Genomic DNA, 18,284 nt, shown 5'->3' with positions numbered 1-18,284 from the left:
GTCTCTTCGCGCTTGCCCTGGCCACGGCCGTCGCATGCTCGCCGGACGACACCTCCGCTCCGGAGCCGACTCCCTCGGCCTCGTCGTCACCGCCTAGCCCTTCGCCGGATACTTCTGTACCGGCCACTTCTGCGCCGGCGGCGCCTCGGCCGTCCGCTACTCCAACGCCTGCTGCGCCCGTGAATCCCGTGTCGCTGCAGGCGTTGATGACTAAGAAGTACAACGGCTCCAACCTGCGTCTCGGCCGAGTCCTGGCCCGCAACGAGGCGTACACGCGGTACTTCGTCACCTACACCAGCGGCACGTTGACGATCTCCGGCATCCTCAACGTCCCGCGCACCCCCGGCCGGCATCCCGCACTCGTGCTCAACCACGGCCACATCGACCTCGATATCTACACGAACGGCCGCGGTCTGATGCGCGAGCAGGACTACCTCGCCCGCCGGGGGTACGTAGTACTGCACACCGATTACCGCAATCACGCACAGTCGTCGAAGGACCCGCGGTCCGAGGTCAACCTCCGCCTGGGCTACACCGAGGACGCCATCAACGCAGTGCTCGCCCTGAAGGCATCGCCGTACGTCGACCCGCAGCGCGTCGGCATGTTCGGCCGATCAATGGGCGGCGGCGTCACCTACAGCGTGCTCGTCGCCCAACCAGGCCTGGTGAAAGCGGCAATCGTCTACGCCCCGGTCAGCTCCGACACCGCCGACAACTTCAACCGCTGGACCCGCCAGGACGGCGCGGACGCCACCGCCATCCTCCGCACCCACGGCGAACCAGCCCGCAACCCCACCTTCTGGCGCAACGTCTCGCCGGTGAACTTCTTCAACCGAGTCACCGAACCCGTCCAGATCCACCACGGCACGGCAGACTCCACCTGCCCCCCATCCTGGTCCCGAGACACAATTGCCGCGCTCAAGTCAGCCGGTAAGAACGCCACCCTCCTCACCTACCCCGGCGAAGAACACGCCTTCGCCGCCGCCTGGCCCCTCTCCATGACCAGATCAGTAGCCTTCCTCAAGCAGAACGGCGTCTAGGCCCTCGTCGATTTGACCACCTTCTTGTTGACCGCCGGCTCGACAGCCTTCCGTTTCCAGCTTGGGGTTGCGCCTCCCCCGGGCGGCCAGCAGGCGGCGGAGGATGATGACGGCGGCGGGACCGTTGACCAGGGCCGGCGCCCCCGCGGCATGCTCGCCGGTGAGCAACGACCAGGCAGCCCACACAGCGGCGTTGGCCAGGATGATCCAGTAGGTGCAGGCGGACACGCCGTCGAGTCGCTCTTCGCGGATCGTGCGCGCGGCCTGTGGAATACAGAGCAGGCAGGATAGGGCGGCGCCGCACCACGCCAGCATCTCGACGACCACGGTGTCACCTCCTCCGCCCGACTCGACGGATCGAAGGTAGGACCGTCGCATTCCGTCGGGGTTCCTCGCGGCTTCCTCGACAGGTGGGTGGAACGCCGACTTCGGAGTACTGGATCGGCGCGGGTCGCCAGGCGAACCAGCGGTCGTCAGGCGAGGCAGCGGTCGTAGGCGAGGCAGCGGTCGTAGGCGAGGCAGCGGTCGACGTCGAGGGGGGCCCGGCGGCGGTGAAGAGTTCGGCGGAGCCGATGTCGTGGTGCAGTTGCGTGGCCTCGGTCAACTCGGACCCGGCGAGGGCCAGGCTATTGCGACAGCCACTACGACGGCTGCGCCGGTAATCCCGACGGCGGTGACGATCGACGCTTTCCTGTGCGGTATTGCCGTTTGGCTCGTCACATATCGACACGCCCCAAAGGCTGATATCAGGGAGGTCACCCACGGCCAGGAGGCGCGAAATAATTCACCGTACGGACAGGTAATCACACGATGTGTGCGGTTCGGCGCATTTTGAGAACTCGCACATCAATTGTATTAATGCTGCGGGGATGGTCTGCCATGGTCGCTGATTGTGGTGTTTCCTCGATTCAAAGGGAGACAGCCATGACGCAGCACGACCCTGACCAGGATCCCGGCCTCGAACCGGACCCGCTCCGGCGGACAACCCGCCGTACGCGCGCAGTGATCATCGTCGCTGCGGCCGCCGCGGTCACGCTGCTGTCCGCGCTCCTGTCCGGACTCGCGGTCCTGTTCCTCGGCGGCGAGTCGGACTCGGGCCAGCCCGCCGTTCCGTTGCCTTTGGCCAGTACGACATCGGCGCGTGCGACGCCGACCCGCCCGCCGACCACAGCCACGCCCACACCGAAGCCAACCACCCCGGAGCCCACCACCCCGGCACGCACAGCATCACCGACGCCTAGCCCCTCGGCCTCGCCGAGACCGTTCGCGTACCAGCCGCTCTGGCCGTTCGTCTCGACGGCCGAGGCCGCCGCTTGGCAGCGTAGGTACCGCGCCGGCGGGCAACAGCCGTGGCATCTGGACGCCGAACTGACCGCGCTGTCCTTCACCACTGGCTTCCTCGGCTTCTCCGAGGTCAACAAGGTGGCGTCCAGCTCGATCCGGGGTGACGATGCGCGGGTCTCCGTGGGCTACCAGGCAACTGAAGGTCCCGTCAGCGTCGCCGCAGTACTCCACCTGGTCCGGATCGGTCAGGGCCAGGATGCGCCCTGGGAGGTCGTCGGCACCGCTGACACCACGCTCACGCTGGACCGCCCACGGTACGGCGCAACCGCGGTCTCACCGCTCACCGTCAGCGGCCGGATCACCGGCGTGGACGAAACGATCCGGGTAGAAATCCGGCAGCCATCATCCGGCCGGCCGATCGGCACCTACTGCTGCCTCGCCGCCGGCAGCGACCAACAACCATGGTCCACCCAAGTCACCTTCCAGGGCGCAACCGACCCCGCCCTCACGATCGTCGCCTCAACCGGCGGCCACCTTCAATCCGTCGAACGCTTCGCCATCACCGGCGTCCGCTCCACCAACTGACTATGGAGCATCGACTCCAGACAGAGTTGATTGGGAGGAGCGCCAGGCCAGCGACCTTAATCCGCTCTTACCTGCCGCCCACGGAACCCGGCCCTACCGACGAACACCTACCCATGCCTGATTCCGAAGAGCCTCAGAATGAGACGAATGCCCGCAGGGTTGCCACCAGGAGGAGGTTAGCTGGGCGGTCCGTCAGCTCGGCCGTTCTTCGGTGTTGCCGGCCTCTTCAGCCCGTGACGCCCGTGAGGTGTTCGGGGTGGACAGGGATGTGGGTCAGGGACCGGCCGGTGGCCTGGCGGATCGCGGCCAGGAGCGCGGGCCCGGACGAGATCGCCGGGGGTTCGCCAACGCCGCGGACGCCGTACGGCGCGTGCGGGTCGGCGTACTCGAGGATCTCGACCCGCATCGGCGGGACGTCCAGGACGGTCGGGATCAGGTAGTCGGTGAACGAGGCGTTCTGAACCAGCCCGCCGGTCACCACGATCTCCTCCATCAGCCCCAGTCCGAGGCCCTGGACGCTGCCGCCGTAGATCTGGCCGAGCACCGCCTGCGGGTTGATCGCCTTGCCGACGTCCTGCACGCAGTCCAGCGCCACCACCTTGACCAGGCCGAGGTCGGTGTCCACATCGACGACCGCACGATGCGCGGAGTAGGCGTACTGGACGTGCGCTGTACCACGGCCGGTCTCCGGGTCGAGCGGATAGGTCGGGCGATGCCGCCACTCGACCGTCCGCTCCACCGTGACACCCTCCAGTAGATCGGCCAGGCTGCCGATGCCGCCGTCGACGGTCGACACGACCTTGCCGTCGACCATCCTCAGGTCGCGGACCACCCGCCCGAAGCACTGCTGGGCGATGGCGAAGACATCGGCACGGACCTGTTCACAAGCCGCTTTCACAGCACCGCCGGTCACATAGGTCTGCCGGGACGCCGAGGTCGAACCGCCATTGCCGATCCGGGTGTCAGCAGGAGCCACCACCACCATCGCGACGCCGAGCTCGGTCCGGGCGATCTGCTGCACGACGGTGACCAGGCCTTGCCCGACCTCAGCGGCTGCCGTGTGCACGGTGACCACCGGTTCGCCCCCGGCAATCTCCAGTCGCACCCGTGCAGTCGAGTAGTCGTCGAACCCCTCCGAGAAGCCGACGTTCTTGAACGCGACCGCGTACCCGATGCCGCGCCGGACTCCTTCGCCGTGAGTGGTGTTCGAGACGCCGCCGGGTAGCTCGCGCAGGTCCAGCCGGGTGGAATCGAGGGGCGGTGGCATGGGCAGCGCCTGCGCCCGGCGCAGCAGCTCCTCGACCGGCGCGGCACTGTCGACCACCTGGCCGGTGGGCACCCGTGAACCCTCGTGCATCGCGTTGCGGCACCGAACATCGACCGGGTCGAGGCCCAGTTCGGCAGCGATCCGGTCCAGCTGGGCCTCGTACGCGAACGCCGCCTGGACCGTGCCGAATCCCCGCATCGCTCCGCAGGGCGGGTTGTTGGTATAGGAGCCGTAGCAATCCACCCGCACGGACGGCACGTCGTACGGGCCGATGCCCATCGTGGCGGCGTTCGCGACCACTGCGGGTGTACTGGAGGCGTAGGCGCCGCCATCGAGGTAGATGCTGGCGCGGACGTAGACGATGGTGCCGTCCCGGCGTACGCCGTGTTCGTACCGCATGCGCGCCGGGTGGCGATGAACATGGCCGAGGAACGACTCCGTGCGGTTGTAGACGATCTTCACCGGCTTGTCGGTGTGTAGCGCGAGCAGGCAGGCATGCACGTGCATGGACAGGTCCTCGCGACCGCCGAATGCGCCGCCGACACCGGCCAGCGTGAGTCGCACCTTCTTCGGGCTGAGGCCGAGAGCGGCACAAATCTGTCGCTGATCCACGTGCAGCCACTGGGTCGCGACGTACAGGTCGACACCACCGTCCTCGGCCGGAACCGCGAGACCCGACTCGGGCCCGAGGAACGCCTGGTCCTGCATGCCGACCTCGTACTCGCCGGTGATCAACAATTCGGCCTGCGGGTCGGCCTCGCCCGTGCGGATCTTCACGTGGCGGACCAAGTTCCCAGCCGGATGCACCAGCGGTACGTCGGTCCGCTCCCCCGGCGTGTCCCAGTCGACGTGGCCGATCGCCAGCATCGCGTTGGTCACCGGCGTGAGTTGCTCGTAGTCCACGACGATGCGCTCTGCCGCCAGCCGGGCGGTCTCGGGATGGTCCGCCGCGACCAGTGCCACCGGTTCGCCCTGATAGCGGACCACCTCGACCGCGAGCACCGGCTGGTCCGCGTGGTCCAGCCCGTAGGCGTTGACCCCGGGCACGTCATCGCTCGTGAGGACGGCATGCACGCCCGGCATCGCCAGGGCTGGGCCGATGTCGATCGAACGGATCCGCGCGGACGGATACGGGCTGCGCAGGGTCGAGCCCCAGAGCATGTCCTCCATCCAGAGATCCGAGGAGTAGGCGAACTGGCCGGTGACCTTGAGCGTCCCGTCCGGGCGCTGCGCGCTGTCGCCGATCCGACCAGCGCCCGTCGCCACCTCTGTCCTGGTAGTCATCGCGCCCTGCTTGCCAGTTTGTCGCAGGCAGCAACGACCTGGCGCCCACCGATCGTCGCCAGCTCCAGGCACCCGGTGGCATCGACGTACCGCACGTTGCGGGGCGAGAACGGTGCCTGGCCATTGCCGACAGCAACAATCAGGGCTCCGTCGACCACCAGGTACCCAGACCTGTACTCCGTGCGGTCCTGGTCCATCGTGACGACCGCACACCCTGACAGCACGGTGATCATGCGGTACTCCTGATCCGTGCTGCCGCGAGTCGGACGGCCTCGAGGATCTGCTCGTAGCCGGTGCACCTGCAGAGGTTGCCCGCCAGTGCCTCCCGGATCTCCAGGTCGGTCGGATCGGGGTTGCGCCGCAGGAGATCCTCGATCTGGATCAGCAGCCCCGGCGTACAGAAACCGCATTGCACGGCGCCGGCCTCGACGAACGCCTGCTGGATCGGGTGCAAGCGATCGCCGTTCGACAGTCCTTCCACCGTTCGGATGTCACGGCCTTCGGCCTGGCCGGCTGCTACCAGGCAGGCGCATACGGTCTCGCTGTCCAGGTACACAGTGCACGAGCCGCATTCACCTTGTTCGCAGGCGTTCTTCGAACCGGGCAGGCCCAGCCGCTCCCGGAGCAGGTACAGCAGGCTCTCGCCCTCCCAGACCTCGTCGGCCTCGCGGGCCTGCCCGTTGACCGTGCATTTGATCCGCATCCCGCACGTCCTCACGCCGCGGCCTGGCCGGTCGCCCAGTAGTCGTCCCAGGCCCAGCACAGGGTGCGTCGGGCCATCACCGACAGCGCGTGCCGCCGGTAGGCGGCAGTGCCCCGGACATCGTCGATCGGCGACGCGGCCGCGGAGACGAGTTCGGCGAATCGCCCGACGACCCGCTCGGGCAACGGTCCGCGCCGGAGCCACGGCTCCTGCCTCCGCAGTACTCCGGCCAGAAAATCCTCGGCCTCCCGGGCGCGCAGCGGAGTCGGGGCTGCCGACCCGATCCCGGTGCCGACCTTCCGCTGGTGAGTGTCCAGGGCGATCGCGAAGGAACAGACCGCGATCACCATCGCGTTGCGGGTGCCGATCTTGCTGAACTGCTGCGGTCCACGCGCCACCGGCACGATCACAGCGGCGATCAGTTCGTCCGGCTCCAGGGCGTTGCGCTTCACGCCGGTGAAGAATTCGTCGATTCTGATCAGCCGGCTACCCCGGACCGAGGCGACCTCCACCTCCGCGCCGACGGCGAGCAGCGGCGGATGACTGTCACCGGCCGGAGAGGCTGCGCCGAGGTTGCCGCCGACCGTGCCGCGGTTGCGGATCTGCGGGGATCCCACAGTCCGGGCTGCCATCGCCAGGCCGGGCAGGTCGTCGCCCAGCTCGTCGATCACCCGCCGATAGCTCACGCCGGCGCCGAGCCGGACGCGTCCGTCACCGGTGAGCGACCAGGTCCTGAGCTCGGGGATCCGGGTCAGGTCGAGCAGCGCCGGTGGCCGGTGCTGAGTCAGGTTGAGCTCGACCATCACATCAGTCCCACCGGCGAGCGGCAGCGCCCCGGGGCGAGCCGCCTTGACGGCGAGTGCCTCGTCCCAGCTGACCGGCGTCAGGAACTCCATACCGACCCCCGAACATCGCAAGACACCGCACTCTGTGGTGTCTCCCCCGCGGCGCACCTCACCTACAGTGAACGACTTCCCGCGTCCGTCGCCAACAGATTCACCAAATCTCACCGAACGTGATCGCGCACCCACCCTGGGACGCCGTTAAGGGTGAATTCGGAGCTCACGATGCTCCCGGGGCGATCAGGCGCCCGCGGGGTTGACCGTCGATGTCGATCCGTTGCCCGGGTAGACGTAGTACGAACCACGCCCTCCCGCAGTACGAGATCGAGGTCGTTCATCAGAGGTCCCGGTCGCTCGTCTGCGTCAGGTCATCGACCTCGACGTCGACCATTCCTGCTCGCGCAAGACGTACTTCTGGACCTTGCCGGTCGAGGTCTTCGGTAGGTCCCGGAACTCGACGGCTGCGGGCGCCTTGAAGTGCGCGATGCGCTCGCGGCAGAAGTCGATGATCTGCCGTTCGGTCGCCTCCTGGCCGGCCGCGAGCTTCACGAACGCCTTAGGCCGCTCGCCCCACTTCTCGTCGGGGATCGCAATGACCGCACACTCGAGCACGGCTGGGTGGCTGCAAACGGCGTGCTCAACCTCGATCGTCGAGATGTTCTCTCCGCCGGAGATGATGATGTCCTTCTTGCGGTCGCGGATCTCGATGTACCCGTCGGGGTTCATCACGCCGATGTCACCTGAGTGGAACCAGCCGCCCGCGAACGCAACCGCGGTCGCGTCGGGATCGTCGAAGTAGCCCGTCATCACGTTGTTGCCGCGCATCAAGACCTCGCCCATCGTCTTCCCGTCGCGTGGCACGTCGTTCATCTCCGCGTCGACGACGCGGATGGGGTCAGCAACGATGTTGTGCACGCCCTGACGGGCGAGCAGCTGCGCTTGCTCGGCATCCGGCAGGCTCTCCCATTCTGGGTGCGGTTCGCACACCGTGTACGGGGCGTAGGTCTCGGTCAGGCCGTAGACATGCACCGGTGTGAAGTTCAGCGCGGCCATCTTCGCCAGCAGCGTGGGCGACGGCGGGGCGCCGCCGATCGTCACCGTGAGCCCTCGCTCGACGCGATGCGCAGCAGGGTGAGTGACGACGCCGAGATGAACGGTGGGCGCCGCGTTGTAATGGGTGATCCCCTCACGATCGATCAGCTCCCAGATCAACGTCGGGTCGACCTTGCGCAGGCACACGTGACGGGCGCCGATCGCGGTCACCGCCCAGGTGAAGCACCACCCGTTGCAGTGGAACATCGGCACCACCCACAGCTGAACCGAGTCAGGGCGTAGGTGAGACTCGAGCGCCTCCATCAGGGCGTTCAGATACGCGCCGCGGTGGCTGTACATCACGCCCTTCGGACGTCCCGTCGTGCCGGAGGTGTAGTTGATCGCGATCGTCTGCTCCTCACCGGCGATCGGCACCTCGAAGCGCTCGGGCGACCCGCCCGCGAGGAACCGCTCGTACGGGTCGTCCGCCGCTCCGGTGTCGTCGATGCGGATCGTCGGGAGGTCCGAGCCGTCGACCAGGTGAACGAGCTCATGATCAACGAACACCATCCGGGCTCCGGAGTGCTCGAGAATGTAAGCAACCTCGTCGCGGTTCAGCCGCGTGTTGATTGCCACCAGCACCCCGCCTGCCGCCGGCACCCCGTAGTGGGCTTCCAGCAGCGCCGGGATGTTCGGTGCCAGGTATGCCACCCGCTCGCCCGGCTCGATTCCCTCGGCTACCAGCGCCGAGGCGAGCCGGTTGACGCGCTCCTCGAGCTCACGATAAGTGATCCGCCACTCACCGTGGACCACAGCGACTCTGTCAGGGAACACGTACGCGCTGCGGCGCAGGAAGGACACCGGCGAGAGCTCCGTCCGGTAGACCTTCTCAGTGGCTGGTCGTGCGGGGGCAGTGATAGTCATGGCGAGCTCCGATGGTCGTGGCCGCCGGCGCGGCTTCGATGATGCGCCGGTTTCGGAAAACGTACGGTCGGCATGACGCTCGACCCAGGCGCAAATGGCCACGCATCGGCCACGCATCACCCACGCAAACGCCGGCGTCGAGCGGGGTCGAAGGGGCTACTGCCCTGCGGCGTTGGCCGACCGCCGGTCGGCGACCTCGGCCGCCAGTCCCAGCGCCGTCAGCAACCGGCGAGCCGCCTCGCGGTGCGCCGCGGCGCTCGGGGCATCGCCTTGCTCAGAGGACAGCCGTGCCAGCGCGAAATGCGTACGCGCCGCGTCGAATCGCGATTCGGTCTTCTCGAACGTGGCCAGCGCCTTGCTTAGCCAGCGCTGCGCCTCACCCATATCCCCGCCCGCGCGGGCGATATGGCCACGCGCGCGCTCGGCCAGGCCGACCGCCCATGTGAACCCGGCGTCGAGGCTGGTCTGGAGCCCCAGCTTCGCCTCCTCGTTCGCCCGAGCCGGGTCTCCGGCCAATAGGTAGGCCTCGGCTAGCCAGCCTCTGAACCAGCCGACGAGCCGCGAGTACCGCATCCCGGCAAGCAGCTCGATCGACCGCCCCATCAGCGCGATTGCCCGCTCGGCGTCGCCTTGCTCGAGGTACGCGTATCCAGTCCAGCCGAGCGAGAACGCATTGTTGAGCGGGTCGGGGGAGAGCTCGATGCTGCGGTGGCCCCAGTCGATCGCGACCTGCCCGTCACCACGCGTGGCGGAGAACCAGGCGCGGTTCCACGCCGCGTAGCTCTGCAGGCGATGGTCGCCGAGTTGCTCGCCGATCGCGAAGCCGCCCGCCGCGCACTCCAGCGCCTCGTCCAGCTGGCCCATGAAGTAACGGTTGATGCCCTGCCAACACAGCGACTGTCCCAGCCACCAACGCTCACCGGTCAGCTCGAGGTACTCGACCGCGCGGCGGCCGTGCTCGAGTCCCTCCGCAAACCGAGACACCCACATCGACTCCTTGCACAGCACGTAGCAGGCCTTACCGCAGGTCTCCCAGTCGGCTACGCGCTCGGCGTGCGAGATCGCGCGCTTGCAGCAGGCAACCGCCTGCCGGTAGTCGCCAAGATGGCTGTGCGCGTGCGCGAGCTCGAAGAAGAACCGTCCCGCCAGTCGCTGATCGTCGAGCTGCTCCATCCGCGAGCGGTTGCGTTCGAGTAGTTCGACGCTGTCGGGGAATCTACCCAGGAAGTAGTGAGAGCCGCTGAGCTGCAGGGCCAGTTCGACCAAGCGCCGGTCCTGCTCTCCGGCTGGTAGGCGCACCACGTGCTCGAGCGCTTCCTCGAGCGCCCGCGCGGCATCGCTATGCGCGTGCATCCGCGCCGCCCGGTCGGCGAACAGGGTCAGGTACTCGATCGCCTTCGGCGCCTCATCCGTCTTCGAGTAATGATGGGCGAGACGGTCGTAGACCTCCTCCAACCGCCCGGCGTACAGCGACTCCAGCGCCCGCCCCGCGGCCGCGTGCAGCGCGCGCCGGCGACCTTCCAGCAAGGTCTCGTAAGCGACGTCCTGAGTAAGCGCGTGCTTGAACACGAACCCTCGCTCCGGGCCGGCCTGCTCGTAGACGAACTCCAGGCTCTGCAGCTCCTGCAGTTGCTCGGCGAGCCCGGCCGGCTCCGGGCAGACCATCTCGAGCAGCCGCAGCGGAACCTCACGTCCGAGCACCGACGCGGTCTGCAACACCCTCCGCGGCATTTCCGGCAGCCGATCCATGCGCGCCATCAAGACGCCCTGAATCGTGTCGGGAACGAACGTGTCAGCGGCTCCTTCGCCGTACTCGAGCGCCGCGCGCGCCAACTCCTCCAGGAAGAACGGGTTGCCCTCTCCGCGCTGCAAGATCACCCGCGCAAGCGCCTCGGGCACCCGGTCGTCGCCGAGCACCGAGCGCACAACGCTGAGGCTGTCCCGCGGGCCGAGGCGGCGCAGCGCGAGCTGGGTCACGTATGAGTGCTCGCTCCAGGGCGGCCGGTAGCCGGGCCGCCAGGTGCACAGCAACAGGACGGGCGCTCCCGGCACGCTCTCTGCCAGCGAGGCCAGATACTCCTCCGAAGACCGGTCGATCCAGTGCAGGTCCTCGATCGCGATGATCAGCGGACGTCTCCGGCTGCCGTGCAGGCTCCAGGCCCGGAGCGTCTCGAACGTCCGTGCCTTGATCGCCTCTGCGCTCAGCTGCCTCAGCCCCGGGGCCCCTTCGCCTATACCGAGCAGATGCAGCACATAGGGCGCGTGTCCGTCGGCGTCCAGGCCAACCTCCTGGAGGCCGAAGCGGACCTTCTCGGCTACCACGCCGGGCGCATCGGCTTCTACGATCCCGCAGTTAGCGCGCACCACATCGACGATCGGCAGGTACGGGACGCTGCCGCCATACGACAGGCAGCGGCCCTCCAGGTACGAAACCTGCCGATTGCCGAGGCTGCGCCGGAACTCATACACGAGGCGTGACTTGCCGATCCCGGGCTCTCCGACGACGCCCACCACCTGGCCCTGGCCGGCCTCGACCTTGGCCAGCGGCCCGTGAAGCGCCGCCAGCTCGTCGTCACGGCCGTTGAACTCACTCAGCGCCCGCCGCGCGCTCAGCTCCGGCGACACCGCCACCTGGTCGAGCGCGTCATGCAAGGTTCTCAACTCCAGATCGCGCCCGACAAACCGGCTCAGGGCGCGCGCCCCGAGCCCCTCGATCGGCGAGCGGCGGGGGCCCACCCCAGTGACCCGGAAGGTCTCCACCAGCTCGTCGATGCCCGGTAGCGGTACCCGTCCGAGTTCCACCAACCGCACGTACCCGGTCACCAATCGCGCGGTCGCGGGGCCGATCACGATCGTTCCCGGCTCAGCCTGCTGCTGCAACAGACCTGCCACGGTCGTCGTTTCCCCGACCGCGGTCACGCGCCGGTCAGCCCCGGCGCCTATCCGAGCAACTGCTACCAGACCGGTATTAAGACCGATCCGCAGCATGCCCCGGGAGCGTTCGCCGAGGGCTCGCAGCAGCCCAAGCGCTGCGAGCACTCCCCGCCGGGCATGATCCTCGTGCGCCACCGGCACACCGAACAGGGCCACGAACCCGTCGTTCAAGAAGCTGCTGACGGTGCCCTCGAAGCGTCGCACCTCCACCACGGCCTGCTCGAAGAACGAATCCAGGAAGCTCAGCATCCGCTCATGCCCCAGGCTCCCGACCAGCGCCGCGGGATCGGCCAGCCGGCAGAACAGCACTGTGGCCTGCTTGTGCTCGCCCTCAGCGGCGGCGACGCGCTCGGCAGTCGACCCCACCGCGATGCGAGCCTGGGGGACGTCGATGTTCACCTTCGCCCCGGCCGTCCGCGAGGCCCCACATGCACTGCAGAAACGATCAGCCGGATCGCCGACGATGCCACATGCCGGGCACGCCACTCCTCGCGCAAAGCCACACTCGACGCAGAAGCGGGCCTCGGAGATGTTCTTGTGCTCACAGCGCCCACAACGCCAGCCCCCCACCTCGGCCGCAGGCTCGACGGATCTCGGCTGCCGCTTGCCGGCGGCGACGAGCAACACTCGGTCGTCCGGTGCGAGCTCGAGCGCCTCCGCGAGGCACCGCAGCGTGTGGAAGTGGGGAAACCGCCGCACGCCCCGCTCAAGATCGGCGATCCCGCGCACGCTCAGACCGGCCCGATCCGCCAACGCCTCCTGCGTCAGCCCCGCCGCAATGCGGTACCGACGCAGCAACGCCCCGAAGCTCCCAGGCCCCTCGGCGGACATGGCCATCCTTCGTCGACAACGCCTTCGGTGCCGTACACCTCTAACCTCGAAGCAATCCTACCCGCCTCGCGCCCTGGTTGGGTCGGGCACCGCGGCTGACCTGCAGGTCCCCGACCCGGTCGAAGTGGCGTACTGACCGGGCGGGCTCAGTCCTTGCGGCCGACCCCCGCGAGGAACCAGCGAGCGCCGGCCCGCTGCGCCTCTCCTACCTCCACGTCGACCTCCGACGGGCGCCACTCGTTGATGAAGGCCAGGCCGGGTTCGACCAGCTTGAAGCCGTCGAAGAACCGCTCGATGGCTGCGCGCGGGCGCGGGACGAGCGGAGTGGACATGCCCACATCGAGACTCAGCTGATGCAGCCGGGCCGCCTCCTTGGGGTGATCCTCGGTGGTGAGCTGGCTCACCGCGAGGTAGCTGCCCGGAGCGACCGCGTCCCGGAACCGCCGCACCACCCCGAACGGGTCCTCCTCATCGGCCAGGCAGTGCAGCAGGGCGATGCACATCACCGCGATGGGCTTGTCGAAGTCGAGGAAGTCCCGCACCACCGGGTTGCCCAGTACCTGGTCGGGGTCTCGCAGGTCGGCCCGGACCGGGAGCGCGCGGGCGTCTTCGGCGAGCAGCGCGTTGGCATGGACCGACACCACCGGGTCCAGATCCACGTAGACCACGCGAGCCTGCGGGTTGACTCGCTGAGCGATGTGGTGCGTGTTGGCCATCGTGGGCAGACCGGCGCCGAGGTCAAGAAATTGGCTCACGCCGGCCTCCGCGGCCAGGTACGTGACCGCCCGGTGGAGGAAGGCGCGGTTCTCCGCGCCGACCACATGGCCGTCCGGAACCCCCATCTCGCGCATAGCCGAGTTGATCTGGTCGGCGACCTGGCGGTCTATCGCGAAGTTGTCCTTCCCGCCCAGCTGGTAGTCCCACACGCGGGCGGTGTTCGGGGTGGTTACGCCGACGGGGTCGCTGTCCGGCGACACGCTCTCCTGCGTCATCCTGGCTGCCTCCTCGAGACCGGGGATCGAGCCCCGATCGTAGCGGCCCGGCGGACCTCCGCACAGCCAAACGCGTGAGTACGGTGGCGATGGTGCCGGCGGCGATCGCGCTGGTCGCAGTACGGCGTGCCGGCATCTACTTCGCGATGGTGACTCTCGCGTTCGCACAAATGGTGTACTACGTCGCGAACCAGTGGCGCGGGGTAGTCCTTTCGAGTTTGGGACTGCCCCGAGTGACGAACAACTCGAGTGGATTGAGCGGGCGTCGGACGAAGCCGACCGAGCTCACTCGATCGAGCGGAGATAGCGCTCTCCGATGATCTTGAGGTGTTCTACCAGCGCGGGCGGAGCAGTGACGTGGAAGTCGAGCCCCAGCATTCCGATGTACACGGCAACTACCTCGAGGGACTCGGCGCCGGTGATGAGGAGGCAGGTGTTCTCGTCGACGGATTCGACGATGCCCACGGCTGCGTGGATTCGGGAGAGTACCTCGTCGGCCGAGGCGAACACGGTGATCCTGGCATGGACTTTCCACCCGGTGGACGCGACGTCACGCAGTACGAAATCCATGTAGTCGTCCTCCGGCATCGGCCGCGGCTTGTACCGGCGGCCGGTCGCCATCCGCAGGTCCATCCAGTCGACGCGATACGTGTGCCACTCGCCCGACTCGTCCCGCGCGACCAGATACCAGTAGCGCTGCCAGCTCACCAACCGATACGGCTCGACCAGGATCGGAAACGCGGGAGCGCTCTCTGAGTCCGGTACGGCGTAGTCGAAGCGCAGGTAGTGCTCATCGCGAATCGCTGCCGCGATCGTCGTGACGACCACCGGATCCACCTCGGGATCCTTCACGTTCGACCCGGTGTTGTCCGGGCCTTTCGAAAGCGTCGTGTGGATCGCGTTCACCTGGCGGCGCAGGCGATGCGGCAGCACCTGCTCGAGCTTCGCCAACGCGCGAGCGCTGCTCTCCTCCATCCCGCTGACCCCCGCGCCCGTACGCAGCCCGACAGCAACAGCAACCGCTTCCTCGTCGTCCAGCAACAGCGGCGGCAACTTCGCCCCCACGCCCAGCTGGTAGTACCCGGCCGCACCCCGCATCGCATCCACGGGATAGCCGAGCTCCCGCAGCCGGTCGATGTCGTTGCGGATGGTCCTCGTGGACACCCCCAACCGCTCGGCCAGCTCGGACCCGGGCCAGGCCGGCCGCGACTGCATCAGGGCCAGCAGAGAGAGCAACCGAGACGAGGTTTCGCGCATACGGAAAATAGTCTCACAATTGGGAATCTAACGTTCCTATATGGCTCCTACGGTGAAGCCATGGACAACAACAGCTCCCCCGCAGAGATCCACCCCTTCCGCGTCGATGTCGCCCAGGCTGACCTGGACGACCTGCTCGCCCGCCTCGCCAACACCCGCCTCCCGGAGCCGGCCCCGGGCGACGACTGGGAGCTCGGTACTCCGAACCACTACCTCCGCGAGATGGTCGACCACTGGCAGACCGGGTTCGACTGGCGAGCGCAGGTGGCGCGGATGAACGAGTTCCCGCACTACCTGACCGAGATCGACGGCCAGAACGTGCACTTCATCCACGTACCGTCGGTCGAGGCGGACGCCACCCCGCTGCTGCTGATCCACCCCTACCCGGGCTCGTTCGTCGACTTCCTCGACCTGATCGGCCCGCTCACGGATCCGGTCGCGCACGGCGGCAAGGCCTCGGACGCCTTCTCGGTCGTGATCCCCTCGATCCCCGGGTTCGGCTTCAGTACTCCGCTCGTCGAGCGCGGCTGGACCATGGCCCGGGTCGCCCGCACCTTCGACACGTTGATGCGCCGCCTCGGCTACTCGTCGTACGGGTCGCACGGCAGCGACGCCGGCGCCATGATCTCCCGCGAGCTCGGCCTGCTGAACCCTCCCGGATACCTCGGCCTGCACGTCCTCCAGCTGTTCTCGTTCCCGTCGGGCGACCCGAGTGAGTTCGAGAAGTTCTCGCCTGAGGACTACGCGGCGCTCGAGCACCTGAAGTGGTTCCAGTCGGTCGGCGGCTACAACGCGATCAACGCGACCCGCCCGCAGACCGTTGCCGTCGGTATCTCCGACTCCCCGGTCGGCCAACTCGCCTGGAACGAACTCTTCAACAACTTCGGCGACGGCACCAGCCTCGTCTCCCGCGACCAGATCCTGACCGAGGTCTCGCTCTACTGGTTCACCAACACCTCAGCCACCGCCGGCCGCTACCACTACGAGGAGGCCCACGCCGGCACCGAGCCGGCCATCAACTCGGCGCCCACCGGTGTCGCCGTCTTCGCCGACGACTTCAAGACGATCCGCTCGCTCGCCGAACGCGACAACACCAACATCGTCCACTGGAGCAACTTCAAGGACGGCGGCCACTTCGCCACCCTCGAACGCCCCGACGAGGTGGTAACCGACCTCCGCACCTTCTTCGCCGGCCTCCGCGCCTCCTGACCCCGACTACCACCGCGGGGCGTCTCCACCGAGACGCCCCGCCAGGCTGTCTAGACAAGATCCGGCGCCAGCCAAGCGCTATCAACCGGCAGCAACTCAACCGTCCACGGCGGCCTCAGAAAATCAGCAGCCCGAATCGCCTCAACAGTCTCCAGATAGTCCGACGACTGTCCCAGCGCCTCAACCGCCGCCAGATCCCGCCAAACCGAGATCACCGCCCGGCCCGTAGCAGTCCGGACAAAGAACACCGCCCGAATCCCATCCTGCCGCCGAAACATGGGCAACGACCGCTCAGCCGCAAACACGTCATACTCCGCCGCCCTCTCCGGATCAATCCCCGTCCTCCAGACACGAGCAATCATGCGGCCCTCCTTCAACGAGTGCGGTCCGGCTGAGCACCGTCCGATTTCTCATTGTGAACTCGGAAGGCCCCGAACAGACCACCCGTACCGAATGACAGGCAGATGTCGGGACCCGAGCCCTGCCGCACCACCTCACGCCGCGAGCGGCGGACTAGATCTGGACTACTGCCTGTGCAGCCGCCACACCACTTGCGCGAGCAGTGTGTGTGTCGACGACATGGAACGCCGTTCAGTGCGCACCTAGGTTCCACCCATGGATCCAAGCAACGCACCCGGACCTGACTCCGGGGCGGTGATCGAGACCACCGGACTGAGCAAGAGCTTCCGCGGCTTCACCGCGGTCGGCGGGGTCGATCTCACCGTCTCCGGAGGCGACGTGCACGCGCTGGTCGGGCCGAACGGCGCGGGCAAGACGACCTTGTTCAACCTGCTGACCGGCTTCCTCAAGCCGAGCGGCGGCCAGATCAGGCTGAACGGCCGCGACATCACCGGCTCGTCACCGGAACGCATCGCGAGGCTCGGGGTGGCTCGCTCATTCCAGATCACCAACCTGTTCGAGCAGTTGACCCTGCAGGAGCATGTCGAGCTTGCCCTGATGGGCACGACGAAGCTCGGCCACCGGTTCTGGGTGTCCGACCGGGTGCTGGACAGGTTCCGGGACCGCGCCGGCGAACTGCTCGACGAGGTCGGACTCGCCAGGCAGCGCGACGTACCGGCTGGAGCCCTCGCCTACGGGCAGAAGCGCGCACTCGAGCTCGCCCTCGCGCTCGCACTCGATCCAACGGTGTTGCTACTCGACGAGCCGACAGCCGGGATGGGGATGGAAGACGTCGAGCGAACAGTTGAGCTCGTCAAGCGGATCCGTACGGATCGCACGGTCGTGCTCGTGGAGCACAACATGAGCGTCGTCGCGGGTCTCGCCGACCGGGTCACTGTGCTGCAGTTCGGCCGGATCCTGACCGAGGGCACGTATGACGAAGTACGAAGCGACCCACGGGTGATCGAGGCCTACCTGGGCGGTGAGTCCGCTGCTTAGCGTGCAGGGCATCAATGCCTCGTACGGCGAGGCGCAGGTGCTCCGGAACGTATCGCTCGACGTGGCCGCCGGAGAGGTGGTCACGCTGGTCGGCCGCAACGGCGCCGGGAAGACCACGCTGCTGCGCTGCTTGATGGGACTGCACCGGCCGTCAGCAGGCACCGTCGCCCTGGACGGCGACGACATCACCGGCCTGCCGGTCCACAAGCGAGCCCGCCGAGGACTCGGATTCGTGCCCGACGACCGCGGGATCTTCGCCGGCCTGAGCGTCGAGGAGAATCTCAGCCTGCCACCCGGAGTCGGCGACAGCGCCTGGACGATGGACCGCGTCTACGAGTCGTTCCCGGTGTTGAAGGAACGGCGCAGGTTCCCCGGCACCAAGCTGTCCGGCGGTGAGCAGCAGATGCTCGCCATTGCCCGCGTACTGCGGATGGGCGCGCGCCTACTCCTGTGCGACGAGCCGACGGAAGGTCTCTCCCCGGTGCTGGTGCGCCAGATCGGAGACATCCTGCGCGAAGTCAAGGCGTCGGGGGTGACGGTGCTGCTCGTCGAGCAGAACGTCCGGTTCGCCTCGACCGTTGCCGACCGCCACTACCTGCTCGCCCAAGGCCGGGTCGCGCAGACGCTGGACAACGCCGAGGTCAAGGAACGCGAGCACGAGCTGCTCGAGTACCTCGGCATCTGACTGACCACCATTCGAGG

General features: G+C 67.7%; 15 protein-coding genes. 5 read left to right on the top strand and 10 right to left on the bottom strand.

The genetic code is table 11. The annotated features are described in order from the left end of the window. The first annotated feature begins 206 nt into the window (after positions 1-206). A complete protein-coding gene (locus tag EV644_RS41025) occupies positions 207-1,040 on the top strand; it encodes an alpha/beta hydrolase family protein (protein ID WP_132196611.1) in 834 nt (277 codons plus the stop codon). On the opposite strand, the gene EV644_RS41020 is transcribed toward EV644_RS41025, so the two are convergent. After that, positions 1,008-1,367 carry a hypothetical protein gene (locus tag EV644_RS41020; RefSeq protein ID WP_132196609.1) on the bottom strand — a complete coding sequence of 120 codons (360 nt, stop codon included), beginning with the start codon at positions 1,365-1,367 and terminating at the stop codon, positions 1,008-1,010. The two genes, EV644_RS41025 and EV644_RS41020, sit on opposite strands and share 33 nt — an antisense overlap. Positions 1,368-1,964: 597 nt before the next feature. On the opposite strand from EV644_RS41020, the gene EV644_RS45780 reads away from it, so the two are divergent. Then, positions 1,965-2,909, top strand: coding sequence for a hypothetical protein (locus tag EV644_RS45780; protein WP_199240317.1), 945 nt, complete (start codon positions 1,965-1,967; stop codon positions 2,907-2,909). A gap of 226 nt (positions 2,910-3,135) precedes the next feature. On the opposite strand, the gene EV644_RS41010 is transcribed toward EV644_RS45780, so the two are convergent. From EV644_RS41010 to EV644_RS40970, 8 genes are all read right to left on the bottom strand, one after another. Next, the gene (locus EV644_RS41010) at positions 3,136-5,460 is read right to left on the bottom strand and encodes a xanthine dehydrogenase family protein molybdopterin-binding subunit (RefSeq protein ID WP_132196607.1); all 2,325 of its coding nucleotides are present in this window, start codon (positions 5,458-5,460) and stop codon (positions 3,136-3,138) included. Further along, on the bottom strand, positions 5,457-5,693 hold the full coding sequence (locus EV644_RS41005; RefSeq protein ID WP_132196605.1) for a hypothetical protein: 237 nt from the start codon (positions 5,691-5,693) through the stop codon (positions 5,457-5,459). The genes EV644_RS41010 and EV644_RS41005 overlap by 4 nt, the downstream gene beginning before the upstream one ends. Then, positions 5,690-6,163: a (2Fe-2S)-binding protein gene (locus EV644_RS41000; RefSeq protein ID WP_132196603.1), complete on the bottom strand. Its 474-nt coding sequence runs from the start codon at positions 6,161-6,163 to the stop codon at positions 5,690-5,692. Before EV644_RS41000 ends, EV644_RS41005 begins: the two co-directional genes overlap by 4 nt. Positions 6,164-6,174: 11 nt before the next feature. After that, a complete protein-coding gene (locus EV644_RS40995) occupies positions 6,175-7,059 on the bottom strand; it encodes an FAD binding domain-containing protein (RefSeq protein ID WP_132196601.1) in 885 nt (294 codons plus the stop codon). A 309-nt stretch (positions 7,060-7,368) separates the two neighbouring features. Continuing rightward, positions 7,369-8,961: an acyl--CoA ligase family protein gene (locus EV644_RS40990; RefSeq protein WP_132196599.1), complete on the bottom strand. Its 1,593-nt coding sequence runs from the start codon at positions 8,959-8,961 to the stop codon at positions 7,369-7,371. A 156-nt stretch (positions 8,962-9,117) separates the two neighbouring features. Continuing rightward, complete coding sequence (locus tag EV644_RS40985; protein WP_158293086.1) at positions 9,118-12,726, bottom strand: AAA family ATPase; 3,609 nt, start codon at positions 12,724-12,726, stop codon at positions 9,118-9,120. Positions 12,727-12,872: 146 nt separating this feature from the next. Next, positions 12,873-13,718 (bottom strand): SAM-dependent methyltransferase, encoded by an 846-nt coding sequence (locus EV644_RS40980; protein WP_132196595.1) that lies wholly within the window; start codon positions 13,716-13,718, stop codon positions 12,873-12,875. A gap of 285 nt (positions 13,719-14,003) precedes the next feature. Then, the gene (locus EV644_RS40970; RefSeq protein WP_132196593.1) at positions 14,004-14,975 is read right to left on the bottom strand and encodes a helix-turn-helix transcriptional regulator; all 972 of its coding nucleotides are present in this window, start codon (positions 14,973-14,975) and stop codon (positions 14,004-14,006) included. 60 nt (positions 14,976-15,035) lie between these two features. Between EV644_RS40970 and EV644_RS40965 the strand changes: the two genes are divergently transcribed. Then, on the top strand, positions 15,036-16,184 hold the full coding sequence (locus EV644_RS40965) for an epoxide hydrolase family protein (RefSeq protein ID WP_132196591.1): 1,149 nt from the start codon (positions 15,036-15,038) through the stop codon (positions 16,182-16,184). A gap of 50 nt (positions 16,185-16,234) precedes the next feature. Here EV644_RS40965 and EV644_RS40960 read toward each other — a convergent pair whose 3' ends face one another. Next, positions 16,235-16,546, bottom strand: coding sequence for an antibiotic biosynthesis monooxygenase family protein (locus EV644_RS40960; protein ID WP_132196589.1), 312 nt, complete (start codon positions 16,544-16,546; stop codon positions 16,235-16,237). A 253-nt stretch (positions 16,547-16,799) separates the two neighbouring features. Here EV644_RS40960 and EV644_RS40955 point away from each other — a divergent pair, with 253 nt between their 5' ends. Further along, on the top strand, positions 16,800-17,582 hold the full coding sequence (locus tag EV644_RS40955) for an ABC transporter ATP-binding protein (protein ID WP_132196587.1): 783 nt from the start codon (positions 16,800-16,802) through the stop codon (positions 17,580-17,582). Continuing rightward, complete coding sequence (locus tag EV644_RS40950; RefSeq protein WP_241999388.1) at positions 17,566-18,267, top strand: ABC transporter ATP-binding protein; 702 nt, start codon at positions 17,566-17,568, stop codon at positions 18,265-18,267. The genes EV644_RS40955 and EV644_RS40950 overlap by 17 nt, the downstream gene beginning before the upstream one ends. Positions 18,268-18,284: the final 17 nt, after the last annotated feature.

Origin of the sequence: Kribbella orskensis, assembly GCF_004342085.1 — a bacterium.
Classification (GTDB): Bacteria; Actinomycetota; Actinomycetes; order Propionibacteriales; family Kribbellaceae; genus Kribbella; species Kribbella orskensis.
This window is presented reverse-complemented; position numbering and strand designations above follow the sequence as displayed.